The 17,188-nt window shown below is 63.1% G+C and carries 17 protein-coding genes and 6 pseudogenes; 7 read left to right on the forward strand and 16 right to left on the reverse strand.

Features of this window, described 5'->3' with window-relative positions; translation table 11 throughout:
- Nucleotides 1–98: 98 nt before the first annotated feature.
- The 9 genes and pseudogenes from ACTFO6_RS12195 to ACTFO6_RS12235 all read right to left on the reverse strand — a co-directional run bounded on the left by ACTFO6_RS12195 (nucleotide 99) and on the right by ACTFO6_RS12235 (nucleotide 8,836).
- A complete protein-coding gene (locus tag ACTFO6_RS12195; protein WP_439934729.1) occupies nucleotides 99–344 on the reverse strand; it encodes a hypothetical protein in 246 nt (81 codons plus the stop codon).
- Between the two features lie 5 nt (nucleotides 345–349).
- Nucleotides 350–523, reverse strand: a complete 174-nt coding sequence (locus tag ACTFO6_RS12200) for an isocitrate lyase/phosphoenolpyruvate mutase family protein (protein WP_439934730.1) — start codon at nucleotides 521–523, stop codon at nucleotides 350–352.
- 227 nt (nucleotides 524–750) lie between these two features.
- Nucleotides 751–2,937, reverse strand: coding sequence for an amylo-alpha-1,6-glucosidase (locus tag ACTFO6_RS12205; RefSeq protein ID WP_439934731.1), 2,187 nt, complete (start codon nucleotides 2,935–2,937; stop codon nucleotides 751–753).
- 13 nt (nucleotides 2,938–2,950) lie between these two features.
- Entirely contained in the window at nucleotides 2,951–4,000 is a 1,050-nt protein-coding gene (locus tag ACTFO6_RS12210) for a glycosyltransferase family 4 protein (RefSeq protein WP_147799728.1), read from the reverse strand.
- Nucleotides 4,001–4,340: 340 nt separating this feature from the next.
- Nucleotides 4,341–5,165: pseudogene (locus tag ACTFO6_RS12215) on the reverse strand (PA0069 family radical SAM protein); the annotation flags it as partial.
- Nucleotides 5,166–5,909: pseudogene (locus ACTFO6_RS12220) on the reverse strand (LAGLIDADG family homing endonuclease); the annotation flags it as partial.
- Between the two features lie 87 nt (nucleotides 5,910–5,996).
- Nucleotides 5,997–6,452: pseudogene (locus ACTFO6_RS12225) on the reverse strand (hypothetical protein); the annotation flags it as partial.
- Nucleotides 6,449–7,421, reverse strand: a pseudogene (locus ACTFO6_RS12230) (tyrosine-type recombinase/integrase). The pseudogenes ACTFO6_RS12230 and ACTFO6_RS12225, both read right to left, overlap by 4 nt.
- A gap of 251 nt (nucleotides 7,422–7,672) precedes the next feature.
- Entirely contained in the window at nucleotides 7,673–8,836 is a 1,164-nt protein-coding gene (locus ACTFO6_RS12235; RefSeq protein ID WP_439934732.1) for an IS4 family transposase, read from the reverse strand.
- A 148-nt stretch (nucleotides 8,837–8,984) separates the two neighbouring features.
- Between ACTFO6_RS12235 and ACTFO6_RS12240 the strand changes: the two genes are divergently transcribed.
- Nucleotides 8,985–9,836 carry an HNH endonuclease gene (locus ACTFO6_RS12240; protein WP_439934733.1) on the forward strand — a complete coding sequence of 284 codons (852 nt, stop codon included), beginning with the start codon at nucleotides 8,985–8,987 and terminating at the stop codon, nucleotides 9,834–9,836.
- Nucleotides 9,837–10,024: 188 nt separating this feature from the next.
- Here ACTFO6_RS12240 and ACTFO6_RS12245 read toward each other — a convergent pair.
- The 5 genes and pseudogenes from ACTFO6_RS12245 to ACTFO6_RS12265 form a co-directional block, all read right to left on the reverse strand.
- Nucleotides 10,025–10,240, reverse strand: a pseudogene (locus tag ACTFO6_RS12245) (IS5 family transposase); the annotation flags it as partial.
- Nucleotides 10,241–10,292: 52 nt separating this feature from the next.
- Nucleotides 10,293–11,779 (reverse strand): annotated as a pseudogene (tnpC, locus tag ACTFO6_RS12250) (IS66 family transposase).
- Between the two features lie 66 nt (nucleotides 11,780–11,845).
- Complete coding sequence (gene tnpB, locus ACTFO6_RS12255; protein WP_439934734.1) at nucleotides 11,846–12,193, reverse strand: IS66 family insertion sequence element accessory protein TnpB; 348 nt, start codon at nucleotides 12,191–12,193, stop codon at nucleotides 11,846–11,848.
- On the reverse strand, nucleotides 12,190–12,567 hold the full coding sequence (gene tnpA / locus ACTFO6_RS12260; RefSeq protein WP_439934735.1) for an IS66-like element accessory protein TnpA: 378 nt from the start codon (nucleotides 12,565–12,567) through the stop codon (nucleotides 12,190–12,192). The genes tnpB and tnpA overlap by 4 nt, the downstream gene beginning before the upstream one ends.
- A gap of 51 nt (nucleotides 12,568–12,618) precedes the next feature.
- Entirely contained in the window at nucleotides 12,619–13,056 is a 438-nt protein-coding gene (locus tag ACTFO6_RS12265) for a transposase (RefSeq protein WP_439934736.1), read from the reverse strand.
- Nucleotides 13,057–13,433: 377 nt separating this feature from the next.
- On the opposite strand from ACTFO6_RS12265, the gene ACTFO6_RS12270 reads away from it, so the two are divergent.
- From ACTFO6_RS12270 to ACTFO6_RS12285, 4 genes are all read left to right on the forward strand, one after another.
- Nucleotides 13,434–13,727 carry a type II toxin-antitoxin system RelE family toxin gene (locus tag ACTFO6_RS12270; protein ID WP_439934737.1) on the forward strand — a complete coding sequence of 98 codons (294 nt, stop codon included), beginning with the start codon at nucleotides 13,434–13,436 and terminating at the stop codon, nucleotides 13,725–13,727.
- On the forward strand, nucleotides 13,697–13,966 hold the full coding sequence (locus ACTFO6_RS12275; protein ID WP_439934738.1) for a type II toxin-antitoxin system Phd/YefM family antitoxin: 270 nt from the start codon (nucleotides 13,697–13,699) through the stop codon (nucleotides 13,964–13,966). The genes ACTFO6_RS12270 and ACTFO6_RS12275 overlap by 31 nt, the downstream gene beginning before the upstream one ends.
- Before the next feature lie 396 nt (nucleotides 13,967–14,362).
- Nucleotides 14,363–14,764: a methyltransferase gene (locus ACTFO6_RS12280; protein ID WP_439934836.1), complete on the forward strand. Its 402-nt coding sequence runs from the start codon at nucleotides 14,363–14,365 to the stop codon at nucleotides 14,762–14,764.
- A 277-nt stretch (nucleotides 14,765–15,041) separates the two neighbouring features.
- Nucleotides 15,042–15,230, forward strand: a complete 189-nt coding sequence (locus tag ACTFO6_RS12285) for a PAS domain-containing protein (RefSeq protein WP_439934739.1) — start codon at nucleotides 15,042–15,044, stop codon at nucleotides 15,228–15,230.
- Between the two features lie 130 nt (nucleotides 15,231–15,360).
- Here ACTFO6_RS12285 and mazF read toward each other — a convergent pair whose 3' ends face one another.
- Both mazF and ACTFO6_RS12295 read right to left on the reverse strand, forming a co-directional pair.
- Entirely contained in the window at nucleotides 15,361–15,660 is a 300-nt protein-coding gene (mazF, locus tag ACTFO6_RS12290; RefSeq protein WP_439934740.1) for an endoribonuclease MazF, read from the reverse strand.
- A 7-nt stretch (nucleotides 15,661–15,667) separates the two neighbouring features.
- Nucleotides 15,668–15,910 carry an AbrB/MazE/SpoVT family DNA-binding domain-containing protein gene (locus ACTFO6_RS12295; protein ID WP_439934837.1) on the reverse strand — a complete coding sequence of 81 codons (243 nt, stop codon included), beginning with the start codon at nucleotides 15,908–15,910 and terminating at the stop codon, nucleotides 15,668–15,670.
- A gap of 246 nt (nucleotides 15,911–16,156) precedes the next feature.
- Here ACTFO6_RS12295 and ACTFO6_RS12300 point away from each other — a divergent pair, with 246 nt between their 5' ends.
- Nucleotides 16,157–16,600, forward strand: a complete 444-nt coding sequence (locus tag ACTFO6_RS12300; protein ID WP_439934741.1) for a GNAT family N-acetyltransferase — start codon at nucleotides 16,157–16,159, stop codon at nucleotides 16,598–16,600.
- A 204-nt stretch (nucleotides 16,601–16,804) separates the two neighbouring features.
- Nucleotides 16,805–17,125, forward strand: coding sequence for a quaternary ammonium compound efflux SMR transporter SugE (gene sugE, locus ACTFO6_RS12305; protein ID WP_439934742.1), 321 nt, complete (start codon nucleotides 16,805–16,807; stop codon nucleotides 17,123–17,125).
- The last annotated feature ends 63 nt before the right edge of the window (nucleotides 17,126–17,188 follow it).

Genomic DNA, 17,188 nt, shown 5'->3' on the forward strand with positions numbered 1-17,188 from the left:
TCGGCGACCCCTTCCGCCGCGACGCCCTCTCCAAGCCCAAACGGCTGCTGGAAAAGTACAAGGACTACGTGTGAGGCGCGGCGGCATCGGGATCCTCGTCAGTCGGCGTGGGCACGCTCGAATTCCAAAATCTGTTCGAAGCCCATCAGGCGGCTGAAGCGGTCGAAGTCGTAGAGATCCCCGGGCACGGGCTCGGACGAGCCCGTGTCCCGCAGGGCCTGGTAGGCTCGCTCCAGGGCCGCGCCGGGGGCGAGAAAGCCCGTGGCAGGAAAGATCGCGATAGAGAAACCCAGCTCCTGCAGGCGTTTCGCGCCCAGCAGCGGTGTACTGCTTTTTTCCACCATGTTGGCTACGAAGGGTAGTTGAAGGTCCGGCCGATGCGGGCTATCTCCTCCTCGCTCTCCGGGGATTCGATGAATAGGATGTCCGCACCCGCCCGGGCGTAGGCTTCGCCCCGACGCAGCGCCTCGCCGAGACCGATGAAGGTGCGCGCATCGGTCATGTAGAGGACATCGAATCCCATGAGGCGGCGATGCGCAGCGAAATCATGTCGAATACGCCAGGGGCGACGATGAAGCGGCGACGTCGCTGCCTCTGCTTGAGGCTTTGCGTCAATTCAATCAAGGGGCCACACGCCAGGTTTCGGCGGTTTTACAGCAATAAGTCCGCCTTAAATAGCATGCGAATTTACCCCCCGCTCTTACACGAAGCCCCCTTTTTGGAAGGCCACGGTCGCATCACTTCCTCCGTTCAGAGAATGACTTCTACCTCAGCAGGGCCGTCGCGCTCCAGCACGTTCACGGCCACGTCCGTGCCGTGACGCCGCAGCAGGATATGGAGCAGCGTGTCGCCGATGCGCAGGTTGCGCACCTGTACCCAGTCCAGAAAATCCGGCAGGCGCGGATGGCGCAACCGCACCGTCTTCAACGCCGCATCGAACTCGAGCCCTAAGCACGCCTGCAATAACGCAAACGGCGCCGCGGCCGCCCACGCCTGGGGTGCGCAGGCCACGGGGTACAGGGTGGGCCCCTTGTCCCGCTTGCGGCGGAAGCCGCAAAACAGCTCGGGCAGACGGCGCAGGTCCATGTGCGTGGCGGCGTCGAACAGGGCCGAGGCAAGCTTAAGCACCTTGTCCGTGTGGCCGTAGCGGGCAAGTCCCAGACCGATCAGTGCATTGTCATGGGGCCACACCGAACCGTTGTGATAGGAAGCGGGATTGAAGCGTGCCTGCCGTGCGCTCACGGTGCGAATCCCCCACCCGCTGAAGAAGTCGTTGCCGAACAGGGCCTCCGCTACCCGAGCCGCCCGCTCAGGGCGAGCGATGCCGCTGAAAAGGACCTGGCCGGCGTTAGACGTGCGCACGCGGCAGGGCTGCTTGTCGCCGTCCAAGGCCAACGCATAGAGCCCCAGCTCTTCGCACCAGAACCGCTCCTCGAAGCGCTCCCGCAGCACCCGCGCCTGCTCGTCGAGCCGCGCCGCGAGAACCGGCTCCCCCATATCCCGGGCCATACGGGCGGCGAGCCGGCGCGCAGCATAGACATATCCCTGCACCTCAGCGAGGGCGATGGGCGCTCGGGCGAGGCGTCCGTCGGCGTGGAAGACCGCATCCTCCGAATCCTTCCACCCTTGGTTGGCAAGGCCGCTGTCCCGCCTGCGCCCGTACTCGATAAAGCCGTCGCCGTCCCGATCTCCGTAGCGATCGATCCAGGCGAGTGCTGCCTTGACCTGGGGCCAGATCGCTTCCAGGGTATCCCGGTCGCCGCTGCGCTGCCAGTACAGCCCCGCCAGCACGACAAAGAGCGGCGTCGCATCCACGGACCCATAGTAGCGCCCGAACGGGATCTCGCCCAGCCGCGCGAGCTCGCACTGGCGCATCTCGTGCAGGATCTTGCCCGGCTCGGCGTCCGCATCCGGATTCTCGGCCGTGGCCTGGTGGGCCGCCAGGAAACGCAGCACACCGCGGGCGATCCAGGGGTCGACCCACAGCATCTCGATGGCGGTGATGATGCCATCGCGGCCGAACGCAGTGGAGAACCAGGGGATGCCGGCGTAAGGGTACGCTCCCTGGGGCGTGTCCGTCACCAGCATGGTGATGTCGGCCATGGAGCGGCATAGCACCTCGTTGTACACACTGTTGGAAGTTTCCACCGCTGCCGCGCGGGCGGCCGCACCCACGAGTGCCTTGCGGGCCTGGCGCATGGCGCTGAAAAAGCCCTCCTGCCGAGGCGGCGGCCGCTCGCCCACCAGGCACTGGACGGTCACAAACACGGGCCGGCGCTCCTTAGGCTCGAGGTCGAACACGAACTCGGCGCGCTCCGCCCTCAGCTGATCCGGCACCGGGTCAAGGCAAAGGCGTGTGCGGCGCGGCAGTCCATCCAGAGCGCTGTAGGAAAACGTCACGGTGCGGGAGTCCACCACTGCCGCCGTGACGCGTCCGCGCCGGCCGCGCCGGAAACCGCGCACCTCGAACAGGTCGGCGAAGTCGGCGTCGAAGTCCAGGGCCACGCGCACCCGCAGCCGCCGGTCACCGTAGTTGCGGATCACCAACATCTCGTAGCACGCCGACTCCCACAGGAACTTGGCTCTGGAGACGTGTATGGTGTCCTTGGGCAGTACCAGCACGCCGCCTTCGAACACGTCCGGATTGGTGAGATCCACGTTGAGCACGGCGTTGTTGTTCTGTACCGTGGAGGACAGCAGCAGCGGACGGCGCCCCTGGATGGTGAAAGCGAGCTTGGATAGATATCGCGTGTCCTGGTGGAAGATCCCTTCGGGGCTGTGCTCCGCCGCCACCAGGTCGCCGTAGTGGTCGAACATGGCGAACGTGTCGCCGTGCTTGAGCGTCCGTGGCCGCCGCTCAGCCAGCGAAGAGGTGGCCGGAATATAGAACTCCGGCGTGGGACCCTGGGCCAACGGTTGGCTTTGCGCTACGCTCACGGTCAGCTCCTGCTCAAGCGGCCCTCGTCGCGCGCTCGGCCGCCGCCAAGGCCCGATAGACGGAGAGATAATCGCGCGCCATGCGCTCCGCAGAGAAGCGCTCCTCGAAGCGGTGCCGCACGACCGCCCGGTCCAGCATGTGGACCCGCCGCACGGCATCCACCGCGGCCTCGATCGACTCCACGATGAATCCGGTCACGCCCGGCTCCACCACTTCCGGCACGGAGCCGCAGCGCCAGGCGATCACCGGCGTGCCGCAGGACATGGCCTCGATCATCACCAGCCCGAAGGGCTCCGGCCAGTCGATGGGGAAGAGAAGCCCCAGCGCGTTGCCCAGGAACTCGGACTTTTGCGCTTCATCGATCTCGCCGATGAACTCCACCTGCGGGTCGGCGAGCAAGGGCTTTATTCTTTCTTGAAAGTACGTCTCGTCCACCTTGTCCACCTTGGCGGCGATCATGAGCCGCACGCCCGCCCGGCGCGCGATCTCGATGGCGCGATCGGGGCGCTTCTCGGGCGAGATGCGCCCGAGGAACGCCAGATAGTCGCCCTTCGGCACCGGGTTGAAGCGGCACACGTCCCTGGGCAGCCCATGGTAGACCGTCCCCGCCCAGTGGACGGGCGGCATGGGCAGTCGCTGATGGTGGGAGATGGACACCAGCGGCATGTCGCAGAACTCCCGGTACACCGGATGGATGTCGGGGAGGTCCAGCCGCCCGTGCAGCGTGGTGACCGTCCTGCGGGCCATGTCCCGGAAGATCGGGAAATGGACGAAGTCGATGTGGAAGTGCAGGACATCAAATTCCCGGGCCCGCTGCCGAACCTGCTCGAGCTGCAAGACCATGTACGGCAGCGGCTCCTTGACCCGGGGATTAAGCCTCAGCGCCTCCGGCACGCAGGCCACGAGCCTTGCAGAGGTTGCCGAGTCGCCGCTCGCGAACAAGGTCACGTCATGGCCTTGGCGGACCAACTCCTCGGTCAGATAGTGCACGACGCGCTCGGTGCCTCCGTAGAGCCGGGGCGGAACGCTTTCGATCAAAGGGGCGATCTGCGCAATCCTCATGAAACGGACTCCTGCGGGAATCCAACGTCACAAAAGTGCTGCGAAATCGGCCTTCGATGCGGCGTTATGACGGGATGAGACTGACCTCCTTTTTTTGCTCGCCAGGCGCTCGCTGAACTGCTACTTCCCTGGTAGACGAAACTAATGCCGTTGAGCGCGCCATCGCCTTGCTGACCCGAAAGGCGTACGCCCCCGCCCTCTCCCGGGGGAGTGTCAGCGCGGGCATTCAGACGGCCATCTGGGGACCCGCTGCGGGGTCCAGCCTTGCATTGGGGTCGACGGCTGAAATTTTCAAGGGGGTGGATGATCGGGGGAAGTCCCCCCTGATCCCTGTCCCCCGTCAAAAGAGGTCGAGCTGAGAGCCTGCTCGGGGCGGCCGGAAGCAGCCGGTATCGAGAGGCGGCTGGGCCCGGTTAAAGCCCAGACGCTCGCACGCGAGCTGAAAACGCCTGGCGATCAGCTCGGCGAAGATGCCAGTGCCCCGATGGCGCGTGCCGAAGTCGGAGTCGTAGTCTCGCCCGCCCCGCATCTGGTGGATGAGGCTCATGACATGCTCGGCCTTCATCGGGTAATGGACTTCGAGCCACGCCTTGAAGAGGGGCGCCACTTCGTGGGGCAGCCGTAGCAGCACATAGCCCGCCAGGGTAGCTCCCGCCTCCCGGGCCCGCTCCAGCACCTCTTCCATGAACCGGTCGGTGAGAAACGGGATCACCGGCGCCACCATGACGCCCACAGGGATCCCGGCCGCAGCGAGGCGCCGGACCGCCTCCAGTCGCCGCATCGGGGCGGAGGTGCGGGGTTCCAGCCGCCGGGCGAGGGAGTTGTCCAGGTTGGTGACTGAGACGAACGCCCGGACCAGGTTCTTTTCCGCCATGGGCGCGAGGAGATCGATGTCCCGCTCGATCAAGGCGTTCTTGGTGATGATGCTGAAGGGGTGCTCGCACTCTGCGAGCACCTCCAGGATCGAGCGGGTGATCTTCAGCTCCCGCTCGACGGGCTGATAGGGATCCGTGTTCGCGCCTATGGAAATGACGTCGGGCCGGTAACCGGGCGCTGAAAGCTTACTGCGCAACAGCGCCGCCGCGTTCGCCTTGGCGAAGAGCTTGGTTTCGAAATCGAGGCCGGGCGACAGGCTCAGGTAGGCATGGGACGGGCGGGCATAGCAGTTGTGGCTGATCACGCCGTTGGCGACGAAATCCCCTGTGCCGGTCGTGATGTCGTACAGCTCCTGACGGCGTCCGAGCGGCTCGATCTCGACGATCTCGAGCCTGGCCTCAGATTTCAGGGCCTGAGCCTCGATGTTGCGCTTTCGCTCAATCGCAGGATCGAATACGTTGAAGAACAGAAGGTACTCGTGCAATCCACCTCGGATCCTGACGTGGCGCACCGGCTTTTCTGTATGTGGCCGTCGTATCTCGACGGTTGTATCGAAACCGAATCCCCGCAGGGCGTGCGTCAACACCTCGATCATCTGGAGATCGGTGTTCGATATCCTGATCACCCCGTCGCAGAACGACCCTTCGGCGTCGAACATTCCGGCGACGAACCCGCGCAGCCAGTCGCCCTCCACCGCATACGGCCATTGGATTAACCGGCCGATCGCCGCGACCGACGCGCTGGAGCTCGTTCGGATCGCCTCCATTCGCCGCCGGGCCGGCGTCTTAGGCTGGAACGTGAACCGGTCGGTGCCGATTCCGAACTCTGACAGGAAAGACGCGGCCCGTTCGAGTGCTTCCGAGTTCTCCATCGCAAGACGAAACCGGTGCAGAGCCGCACGGGTACGTCCCGATCGCGTATGGCGGAAGACCCCGAGGTGGCCGTCGCCTCGGATCAGCCCGCACAAATACCCGCGCCGATAGGCGACCGCATCGCGCAAAGGCAAGCACGAAGGTATCGTTCCGAAACCCATCAACGTGTTATTGAGCGTCAAGTAGGGACGCTGGTTTGGGCCAGCGTTTCTCGCCACGAACTTCCATCCGCGTTCGGTGAGGAAGCGGTGATCGCCGCTAGCCACCAGCTCGGCGCCATCGGCGAGACGGATTCGATAGGCCGGTTTGGCGGTTCGCCAATGAGCGAGAACCCGCGTCCTAACGTAGCGCCGGTCATGTCCGCGCTTTTTCGTGCCGTAGATCTCGTCGCCGGCCTCCAACTCAGCCAGCGGCTTGAAACTGCCGTCTCCCATGAGGATTTTGGTGTCGCCGGCCAGGCAGTACACACACCCATGCTCGCAGCCCTGGTACGGGTTGATGGAGCGGTCGAAGGGGATGTCGGGCGAGGCGTTGCGGGTAAGGATGCTCTTCGCCTGGACGAGCGTCACCTCGGTCTTGAGCGGGGGAAGCTCTTCCTCCTCGCTTGACCAGCCGTCGTCGAACGCCTCCCGTCCCCACCGCTCGAAGCGGCCCTGGAGATTACTGGGAGCACCGCGGCCTTTCCTAGGGACAATGGGTTTCATAGCCCGATCTGTTCATGCTTGACCTGGCGATCGAACTCCGCTCCATAAGGCGATGCCGCGTGTTCCTCGACCCGCGGGACAGCGAACAAACCGGGCCAAGCGCCCGCGCTGCTATTGTTGTCCAGCGGGCTGACCACCCCTCGCCCTCCCCGGCTCAGGACGTGCGTATAAATCATTGTCGTGGACACGTCCTTATGCCCGAGCAGCTCCTGCACCGTGCGGATATCGTACCCGGACTCCAATAGGTGCGTCGCGAACGAATGGCGCAAGGTGTGGGGGGTTACCGGCTTGGCGATTCCTGCGTCTCGGGCAGCCTTTCTGATCGCGCGCTGCAGCCGCTGCTCGTCCGCATGGTGACGGATAGACCTCACCGTGGCCCGCCTTGAGGTCTTCCTCGTGAAGCCGCTGGACCCGCGCCAAGTGCTCCGTAAGGGGAGCGACTAGCGTCGTCGGAAGTACCGTCACCCGATCCTTGGACCCTTTGCCCGAACGAATCACGATCTCCCACCGCGCGAAATCAACGTCCTTCACCCGCAAGCGCAGGCATTCCATGACCCGCATTCCGGTACCGTACATAAGCCACGCGGCCAAAGCTGCCACGCCCTCGAGCCTCGAGAGAACGGCATCCACTTCTTTTCGGGTCAGCACCACCGGCACACGCGCCGGACGCTTTGCGCTCGCCACGTTCTCGAGCCAAGGCAGCTCCTTGCCGAGAACCTCCTTGTACAGGAACAGCAACGCGCTTTTAGCCTGATTCTGGGTCGAGGCGGAGACACGTCCCTCCACGGTAAGATGGTTCAAAAAAGCCTCAACCTCCCGCGCTCCCATGGTCTCGGGGTGCCGCTTTCCGTGGAAATGGATGAACCGCTTCACCCAATGGACATACTGCTCTTCGGTCCGGATGCTATAGTGCTTGACGCGGATCCGGTTGTGCAGCCGATCCAGCAACTTGGGTTGTGCGGGTTCCATGCAAGCCTCGACGATGACGGGTTTGATTTTTGGCTCTAGGAGTCTATAAATCAAAGCAAGCTGTTGATTCTTTAATGCAGAAATACGGGTTACTGTATTAATATACACTTATCTGACGCTTTGTAAAGCGTCAGATAGGATCACTGCTGTCCAAAACAGCCGGATCTGGCTGGGCGGCCCCTTGATTTGATGCGGGTTTCGGACGGGTCATGACGGGAATTCAAGAGGGTGCCTCCTTGTGCTGTCCAGGATCAGGTAAAGGCCAGCGCCGCCTGGGGTTGTGTCATCGGGTCGGGTGGCGGGGCGAAGGGCTGATTCAGCCAGGCGTGCAGATCACGATGGGTGAACAGATTCATGCGCAGCAGCGCCACCAGATTGGACAGACTCCAGCCGAAGCGCGAGATCAGTTGCAGGTAGCGCAGGAGCAGCATGGCGATCAAGGCGGTCCAGATCTGGATCTTCACTGCGAAGGCCTCCGTGCCGACGAAGGTCTTGAGTCTCAGGTTCTGCTTGAGTGCCTTGAAGAACAGTTCCACCTGCCAGCGCTCTTTGTAGATGGCGGCCACCGTGGAAGCGCCCAAGCCATGATGATTGGTCAGGAACACCAGCCTCTCGCCGGTATCCTCGCGCACGACCTCCACCCGGCGCAGCAGGTGCGGGCACTTGTCCTGGGCGCCCATACCGGTCAGGCGGATGGTCTGATCCCTGAGGATGTTACGGTTCTTCGGGATGGCATGCTCCTCGACAACCTCGAACTGGGCGTTGTCCTTCATGCGCGTGACGAAGAACACGCCGGAGTCCGTCCAGTGGGCAAACAGCCGATAGTCGTTGTAGCCTTGGGTCTCGACCACGACGGTGCCGGCCGGGAAGGGAATGCGCCAGGCGACCTTGACGTCATGGACGTTGCCCTCGGTGATCACCCCGTAACAGGGCAGGTAGCCGTCATGGTCGAGCACCAGGTGCAGCTTCACCGCGCCCTTGGTGCGGCGGAATCTTGCCCAGTCGAACACCGACAGGCACAGATCGATCACCGTCGAGTCGAGGCTCACGAGCTTGTGCTTGAAGCGAAACTTTCTGGGCAAGCGGATACTGCCCGAGAGCCGCTCGAAGAGCCGGTAGAAGACTTGTTCGTACAACTGCCAGGGGCGGTGCGTGTTGGCGTAGGAAAGCGACGACCTCGCTGGCGCCTCGATGCCCAGGTGGGCAAGCTTGCCTTCGCAGCTCTTGAGGCCCCCTTCAATCTCCCGCAGCGAGTGGGCGCGGCCCAACTGACAGAACATCATGGCGACGAACTGGCTCCAGCTCGACAGGCCCTTCGCGGCGTATTCAGAGCCGGTCTCCTTGACCATGCGCTCGAACTCGATGCGCGGAATCAACTTGAGTATCTGGCTGAACATGCTGCATGATGCATTCACGACGGGCCTCCTTCGGTCGGGTGCGGGTGGGTTTGGCGATGCACCCATACCCTACACCTTCGAATGGCCCGTCGTCATGGGCTGTTTTGGACAAGAGTGAGATAGGATGGCTATTTATAGTTAAGCATCCCCGACCGGACGACCACAGATGACACATCCGTCGCTTCAAAAGCTCCCGTCGGCTGCTTTGCCCTACGTAGCGCAGCTCGCTGCCGAGGTGATAGAGCGTGCAGCCTCGTTCGGAAGCGAACGCTGGGGAGTCACGCCGTACCCCGACGGAATTCGTATTAACGTCGGGTGGACAGAGATTCTCACTGCCTGCCCCAAGTTCATTCATCTGATCGTTGACGGTGTTCGTGCACGGAAGCTCCAGTTGCCAGACGCTGTTTCCCTCATCGAGGGTAAGGACAGCAGAGGCTACTATCCGACCGTTCCGGGTTCATTGAAGGCCAAAATTCCTTACGAGCCGAGCGAGGTCTTTGAGCGGTCGATTGAGGCTCTTCGTCCGGCTCTCCTTAAAGCCGTCAGCCTTGCAGCTCGTCGGCGCGCCGGGCGTGGGGTAAGGGAAGGTCATCGACAAGAGGTTGTCGATGCTTTGGCCGCCCACGTGGGAAGGGTACTTCCATCCCCCAATTTTGCGGTGGTGTCTCAAAATAACATCGCAGTCGGCGCAGAGCTGATGGAAGGTGCATTGCGTCGGGTGATGAGCTCAGAATACGAACGCAATCCTGCCGCACGTCGTGCATGCATTGAACACTACGGTACCGCATGCTTCGTCTGCGGCTTTTCGTTCGAGGCAACGTTCGGCGAGCTCGGTCGCGGCTTCATACACGTCCATCACCTTACTCCTGTCTCATCGGTCGGCGCCAACCATGCTGTCGATCCCATTAATGACTTGAGGCCTGTCTGTCCTAATTGCCATGCAATGCTTCATCGTGAAGATCCGCCTCTGACGATAGAGGCATTGCGAACGTACTTGTCAGATGAAAACGATGCCTAACTTGCCAATCGAGACGGACCTTCGCAAGTAGACTTCGCCGCTTGCTTCGGCCGCTCATTGGCGTCGTTATGCGGCAGGAGTCCCCCCTCTTTTAACGCGCACGAGAGGGGAATCAGGAAGCAGCGCGGTGTAATGTGTGTAAAGGAGGAGAAAACATGGCTGATCGCATCAAATATCTAGAACCTATCTCAAAATTGCCTTAGCAGCATGGTGATACACGCTAACTGCACGAAACCCAGAAAGTTTGCGGCGTAGTATTCCCAGCGAACCAAGAGGCGGCGCTTCCATTGCAGCCAGGCAAAGGACCTCTCCACGATCCAACGCCGCTCGTAGCGCCGAAGCCGTCGCCCGTCCTGGGTCTTGAGCTTGCGGTTGGAGCGATGCGGCGCAATGAGTTCCACGCCCTCCTTCTTCGTAAGCGTCCGCCGAACACCGTCCTTGACGGCGGCGGAACGCTCAGGCAGCGAGGGGAAGGTCTGAGGTGGGTGTGAGCTGCTCAGCGACCGCCCAGGGCAGCAGCTCGGCGACGCGGCTGACCGGGTGCTCGGCGATGCGCTCGAGCACGAAGCGCAAATAGGCTTCGGGATCAAGCCCGCTGAGCTTGGCCGAGCCGATCAGGCTATAGAGCGTTTTGGCGCGCACGCCGCCGGCATCCGAGCCGGCGAAGAGATAGTTCTTCCGGCCGATGGCCACCGCCCGCAGCGCGCGTTCGGCGGCATTGTTGTCGATCTCGATGCGCCCGTCGTGCACGTAGCGGGTAAGCGCCGGCCAGCGGGTCGTGGCATAGCGGATCGCCTCGGCGAGCGCCGGTTTCTGCGAGAGCTTGCGCAAGGTGTCGATGAGCCAGGCGTGGAAGTCTTCGATGAGGGGCGAGGCGCGAGCCTGCCGCACCTGGGCTCGCGCATGCGGGGGCGCGCCGCGAATCTCCTCTTCAATCGCGTAGAGCGCGCCGATCCGTTTGAGCGCCTCGGCGGCAATCGGCGAGGCGTGCGCCCAGCAGGCGGCCTCGATGATCCGGCCACCCTCGTAGAGCGCGTCGAACCCCGCATAGGCGTCGGCCTGCAGGATGCCGGCGAAGGACTTTAGGTGAGCCTGGGGATGCTCCCCGCGGCGGTTGGGCGAGTAGGCGAACCAGGCCGCGGGCGGCGCCTGCGCGCCAGCCGGCCGATCATCCCGGACATAGGTCCACAACCGCCCGGTCTTCGTCTTGCCTTCGCCTGGCGCGAGCACCGGCACCGGGGTGTCGTCGGCGTGCAGCTTGTCGCCGGCCAGCACGTAGTGGCGCAGCGCCGCAACGAGGGGCGAGAGCAGGGCCGAGCACTGGCCGACCCAGTCGGCGAGCGTGGAGCGCTCCAGCTCCACGCCGTCGCGGGCGTAGATCTCGCTTTGGCGGTACAGCGGCGGATGATCGGCGAACTTGGACACCAGCACATGGGCGAGCAGGCCGGGACCGGCCAGGCCCCGGGTGATCGGCCAGCTCGCCGCCGGCGCCTACACGATGGTGTCACAACGGGCACAGGCGAACTTGGGGCGTACTTGGCGGATCACCTTGAAGCGGGCGGGAATCCGCTCCAGGATCTCGCAGACGTCTTCGCCTAGCTGCTTCAGGGCGCCCCCGCAATCCGGGCAGCAGGCGTGCGCCGGCTCCAGCACGAGCTCCTCGCGGGGCAGATGCGTCGGCAGGGGCTTGCGCACGGGCTTGGCCGTTTCGGCCGGCTTGCTCACCCCCTCCGGAGCCGGGCGCTCGGCCTGGGCCGTTTCCAGTTCCTCCAGCGCCAGCTCCATCTGCGCGAGGGTATCGTCCAGCTGCTCAGAGCGGCGGCCGAAGTGCATGGGCGCAGCTTGGCGATGACGAGCTTGAGGTGTTCGATCTCGGCCTGCTGGGCGGCGACGATGCCCTTGAAGAGGGCGGGATCGTCGGGCAGGGCGGCGTGCGCAGGCATGGCGGGAGTCTACGCGAACCCGTCGACTGTGAACAGCCCCTCGGGATGATGCCTGGTAGAGCCGCGCTACGCGGCCTGCTGCGGTGGCCAGCTCCTTTGCGGGCGGCGCCAGTCGATGCCTTCGAGCAGCATGGCGAGCTGCGCCGGGGTGAGATGCACAGTCCCTTCCGTCGCCTGCGGCCAGACGAAGCGGCCACGCTCCAGGCGCTTGGCCAAGAGGCACAGGCCGTCGCCGTCCCACCAAAGCAGTTTCACGCGATCGCCGCGCCGGCCGCGGAAGACGAACACGTGCCCCGAGAAGGGATCGGCGGCGAGCTTCTCCTGGATGAGGGCGGTGAGGCCGTCGAAGCCCTTCCTCATGTCGGTGGCCCCGGCCGCCAGCCACACGCGCGTGCCGGCGTGCAACCCGATCATCGCAGCGCGCCGAGTACGGCGCGCAGAGCCTCTGTCTCGACGCGCCCCACCACGCGCAGGCGCGCGCCCGCCAGCTCGATCTCGATGTATCCCTTGGGATGGGCTTCGGCCGGCAGGCGCGGCGCCTGGGGTTCGCGGCGCACGGCCACCGGCAGCAGCGTCGCGCCCAACTCGCCCCATTCGCCAGCCCGGTACTTGGCGATCCACTTGCGCACGAGGTTGGCATTGACCCCGTGGGCCAGGGCCACGCCAGCGACCGAGGCGCCCGGCCTCAGGCACAGCTCGACGATCTTGCGCTTCTCGGTGAGGGAGCGGCGCCGGTACGGGCCGCGACCAAGGCGCGCTTCGTTCTCAATGCTCGTTTGAGCCTGCATGGTGTCCACCCTCAAATCGGGTGGACACCTTCGTCGATCCGGGTTGCTCAATCAAGACAGTGATGGCCGGACGCTTACTTCCACGCCCTCCTTCTTCAGCTCTTGGTCCAGGGTGTCGCTGTCGCAGGCGCGATCACCAATAAGATTCTCGGGCTTTGCTTCGATCATGTAGAAGTCGAAGCTCAACTGCACCAGCGTGACCTCGTGATGGTTCGCGGCATGCGTGCTCACCGACAGCGGCAGTCCATGGCGATCCACGATCGCCAGGATCTTCACGCCCTTGCCGCGCTTGGTCTTGCCAACCTCTTCGCCTCCGCCCTTGGCCGAGGCAAAGGCGGCATCGATAAAGCTCTCGCGCTCGTCGATCTCGCCTTCCTCGCGAAGCGTGTTGGCCAAGTCCTTCAGGATCTCGCGCAGTATCTCGCATTCGCACCAGCGCTGAAAGCGCCGATGCACCGTCTTGTAGTTCGGGTAGCACTGCGGAAGCATGTGCCACTGCGCGCCAGTGTTCAGAATCCAAAGGCACCGCTTCGAGCACCTCGCGCGCCGGCACGGGCTTGCGCTCTGCGCGACCTTCGGGGATGTTCTTCTCAGGGAAATGCTCCCGAATTCGCTCCCATCGTTCGTCGCCCAAACGCAGCATGAACCCAATTCTAGAAACTCATACGCGCGCAGATAACAATTTTGATATAGGTTCTAGTGTTGCACTTGTAGATTGAGACCAAGTAAGTTCTAATCTGTTACCTATGTGTCTGGACCGTACCCCCGTCGACGGCCTAACAATCGCTTGCAAGCGACGCCCGAAGCGTGGCGTTAGAGCGCACGCACTTCCATGCCAATAAACTTCTGGCTATAATCTGGCCAGAATGCGATTCTCGATCATCCTCGCCCCGGAGGCCGCCGAAGACCTCCGAAGGCTGAAGGCAAACCTCCGTGCCAAGGTGAAAGAGGCGCTCGAAACGCACCTGAGGCACGAGCCGACGAAGACCAGCCGCAGCCGTATTAAGCGCTTGCGCGGCCTATCCAGGCCGCAATACCGGCTACGGGTCGAAGAGGTTCGAGTGTTCTACGACGTTTCAGGCTCGACTGTCGAGGTACTGGCGATCGTGGCCAAATCGGAGGCTGAGTCATGGCTGGCGCAATTCGGAAGTCCCGAGTAAAGGAGGTCCCCCTGTCCGAGCTGAAGGACGACCTGTCGCGCTTTCTTCGCGAAGCGGAGAAGGGGGAAATCGTCATCACCCGCCACGGCAAGCCGGCCGGTGTGCTGATCGGTTTCGCGTCCGAGGACGACTGGTTCGACTATCGGCTCGAGCACGATTCGCGTTTCCTGAAACGAATTGAGTCGGCACGCAGCAGTTTGCGCGCCGGGCGCGGCGTGAAGCTGGAGGATCTCAAGTGAAAGGGCGCTCTAACCGCGTGGTCGAAAGCGACGCGCGGGAAGAGCGTCCGCGCGCTTCACCGCAGGCGTTAGGCTCGTGATCGGCTGGCGACAGGAGGTACTTATGGCCAAAGCCAGGATCGGCACTATCGGGTCAGGATGGGCCACGAGCTGCAACCGAGGCTGCTGTATGCCTAACAAGCCGCTGCAGCCGGCGCAAGCCGTTGCTTACCCCGAATGAGGTCCATCAGCCGGCCGATCGCACAGTCCGCCAATTGACGGCCCAAGCGGCTACACAGCTTTTCAGGGCCATCACGGAGCGATCCCTTGAGCACCAAAGAAGATCTCGCGACTCCCGCTTTCTGGGACGCTCGCTTTCGCGACAAACGCGCCCCCTGAGATGCCGGGTCCACGCCGCTGGATCTCGAGCGCCACCTGGTCAGAGAAAGCGGCAGCGGTCGAGTATTGATTCCGGGATGCGGTTTAGCCTACGAGCTCCGCACCTTCTTTGAAAAAGGCTACGAAGTGGTCGCGATCGATTTCAGCGTGGCGGCCGTGGAAAGAGCGAAAGGGCTGTTGGGTGCGTTGCAAGACGCCGTGGTGCTCGGAGATTTCTTCTCGTACGATTTCGGTAGAAGGCCCTTCGATCTCGTTTACGAGCGCGCCTTTCTCGCTTACCTGCCGCGTAGGATGTGGCCCGACTACGCGCATCGCTTGGGGGAGCTGCTCCGCCCAGGAGGCAAGCTTATCGGCTTCTTTGTCTACGGCGAGCAGCAGGGAGGTCCGCCATTCTGTTTGAAAGCGAGTGAATTGGTCTAACTTTTGGGCGACAGATTCGAAAAGACGGCGGAAGCCGCTGTAACAACCTCCGTGCCGGTATTCAAGGGCAGAGAACGATGAGAAGTCTGGGCAAAGAGACGATGACGACACAAATTTCCGGACATCCCGTAAAACGGGCGGCTGCAGGCGATCACGGCTACCCGCCGAACGGGAAATGTTACGGGGTAACCCTGCGGTTACTGCCCAGCCGTGCCTAACGATCCGGCTTCCCTCGGATCCGGCTTCCCTCGCTCACCACGGGGGCAATGGGTCCCACGTGCTAACGGAGCTCGCCCCTTATTTAGTCGCGGTCATCGATCTTTCCGGCGTCATCAAGTACGTCAATTCCGTTATCACTCGGGTCATGGGTTACCTGCCGGCCGAGGTCATCGGGCGGCCGTTTCTGGAATTCGTCCAGCGGGAAGACGTGGTTGTAAAGGAGCGCGCCAATCGCGCCCCCGGCTAAGGGGCTCGGGCGGCTTCGGTCATGATCGTGGTTATCCGAATCGCGTCGACTGGCATCGTTCATCGCGTTGGCTATAGCCGACGCCGTGCCGTCACGCAACCCGAATGAGCGCTATCAGCCGGCCGATGACCTAGGCCAGCGCCTGGGGCGGCAGTCGGTCGATATATTTTGCCCGGCGTGCGCGCCAATCGAGACTCTTCACGTAGTCAGAAAGCACGGCTCCACCAATCTTGAGCCCTTGTGGCAGCACGACCTCGAACGGATAGCCCTTGATTTGGCTTGTAATGGGACACATCAATGCCGAGCCCGCCTTGCGGTTGTATATTGATGGAGATATGACCAGCGCCGGACGATGTCCGGATTGTTCATGCCCTGCCTGGGGATTGAACTGCACCCAGACCAGATCGCCTCTTTCGGGCACGTACGCCAACTTGTCATCACGCTTCGCGCCCTACAGGGCCTTCAATTTCCGGCTCCCGATGGCGGTTCTTCGGCGTAATGCGCTTAACCAGGCTTGCCAGACTCGGGCTTTCCTCTGTGACGGGTTCGATAACGATGCGGCCATCATCGATGGAAATTTTCACGCTCGTCCCATCGGTCACATTGAGGGTCTTCGCGAACGCCGCCGGAAGCCGGACGGCGAGACTGTGCCTCCATTTCACGACTCTTTGAGTGCTCATCACCTGCCCTCATAGTCATGTGTCTACAATGCTTCTACTAAAGCAGGATGCCGTCTGCAAATGCCTTCGCGGTGCCGCCTCCACTTGGGCTCATCACACTACACCCACCGCAGTCCAGCATGCCGGCCGGCACCCGGAATCCACGTCTTTGATTAACAAGCGCCGACATTTCCTCCGGCGCATACAGCTCGGGCTCTTCAAGCGAGGACAGATGCCTTTTGCCGTGGAAATAAACGAGGCCCATTTATGAACGAGGACGCAAGCGCTGTCCACGTACAGTCGCTCGCGGAGCGAGACCTGCCGGCCGCTTACGCCGTTCTGCGGGAGCTGAGCGCCCATATGACCTGGGAGCCGTTTCTCGAGCGCCTTGCCAGGCAGCAACGGGCCCACGGCTACACGCTGGTCGGCGCCTTCCGGTCAGGGGAGCTGGTGGGGGTCATGGGCATGCGGCCGCTGGAGACCATGGCGCGCGGGCCGCACCTGCACATCGACGACCTGGTGGTCTCTGCCCGCGCCCGCCGGCGCGGCGTCGGCCGGCGGCTGCTTGCCTACGCCGAGGGGTACGCCCGGGAACAGGGGCTCAACGCGGTCTTTCTCGACAGCCGGGCAGACGCAGTGACGTTCTACGCCGCTTTGGGGTACCGGCCGCACACAGCGACGGTGATGCGCAAGGATTTCATCGAGACATAGAGAGGCGTACGGTCTTTTCGTCGATGGCGCCGGATCCGGCAGCAGCGCAAGTCGGTCTTGTGCTACGATCGTCCACTCGGCGCGGGCCGGCGAAACGGCAGCGAACCTGGCGCGGAATTCCTCGCACCTCACGGCCTGTGGGTGGCCCTTCCCGGCGAGGCGCCGCCGTGGGGGTCCACGGAAGACAAGTCGGAAAAAAACGTCATGGCATGGTCCATTCTGATCGTTGCAGGTTTGTTTGAAATCGCCTGGGCCATCGGGTTGAAATATACGGACGGCTTCACCCGCTTCTGGCCCTCTTTGGCCACCGGGTTCGCCATGATCGCCAGCGTGGTTCTGCTGGGGCTTGCGGTCCGGACGCTCCCCGTCGGCACCGCCTACGCCGTCTGGACGGGGATCGGCGCCGTGGGGACCTTCGCCCTCGGCATCGTGCTGTTCAACGAGCCCGCCTCGGTTGGGAGGATCTTGTGCGCGGCCCTCATCTTCGGGGGCATTCTCGGCCTCAAGCTCACCCATGCCTCCTGACCTCCCCGTGACACAAGTGCTCGCCCGGGTTCCCGGGACCTACGAGAAAGCTGAACGTTTTCA

The organism is Pelomicrobium sp. G1 (assembly GCF_051905455.1).
In the GTDB taxonomy this organism is placed as follows: domain Bacteria; phylum Pseudomonadota; class Gammaproteobacteria; order Burkholderiales; family UBA6910; genus Pelomicrobium.

Excerpts from the sequence above, each read along its gene's own strand:
- ACTFO6_RS12270 (WP_439934737.1), top strand. The coding sequence starts at position 13,434 with ATGCGATTCTCGATCATCCTCGCCCCGGAGGCCGCCGAAGACCTCCGA.
- tnpB (WP_439934734.1), bottom strand. The coding sequence starts at position 12,193 with ATGATCGGGTTGCACGCCGGCACGCGCGTGTGGCTGGCGGCCGGGGCC.
- ACTFO6_RS12265 (WP_439934736.1), bottom strand. The coding sequence starts at position 13,056 with ATGCTTCCGCAGTGCTACCCGAACTACAAGACGGTGCATCGGCGCTTT.
- ACTFO6_RS12275 (WP_439934738.1), top strand. The coding sequence starts at position 13,697 with ATGGCTGGCGCAATTCGGAAGTCCCGAGTAAAGGAGGTCCCCCTGTCC.
- ACTFO6_RS12210 (WP_147799728.1), bottom strand. The coding sequence starts at position 4,000 with ATGAGGATTGCGCAGATCGCCCCTTTGATCGAAAGCGTTCCGCCCCGG.
- ACTFO6_RS12240 (WP_439934733.1), top strand. The coding sequence starts at position 8,985 with ATGACACATCCGTCGCTTCAAAAGCTCCCGTCGGCTGCTTTGCCCTAC.
- sugE (WP_439934742.1), top strand. The coding sequence starts at position 16,805 with ATGGCATGGTCCATTCTGATCGTTGCAGGTTTGTTTGAAATCGCCTGG.
- ACTFO6_RS12200 (WP_439934730.1), bottom strand. The coding sequence starts at position 523 with ATGGGATTCGATGTCCTCTACATGACCGATGCGCGCACCTTCATCGGT.
- ACTFO6_RS12295 (WP_439934837.1), bottom strand. The coding sequence starts at position 15,910 with ATGAGCACTCAAAGAGTCGTGAAATGGAGGCACAGTCTCGCCGTCCGG.
- ACTFO6_RS12300 (WP_439934741.1), top strand. The coding sequence starts at position 16,157 with ATGAACGAGGACGCAAGCGCTGTCCACGTACAGTCGCTCGCGGAGCGA.
- ACTFO6_RS12195 (WP_439934729.1), bottom strand. The coding sequence starts at position 344 with ATGGTGGAAAAAAGCAGTACACCGCTGCTGGGCGCGAAACGCCTGCAG.
- tnpA (WP_439934735.1), bottom strand. The coding sequence starts at position 12,567 with ATGCAGGCTCAAACGAGCATTGAGAACGAAGCGCGCCTTGGTCGCGGC.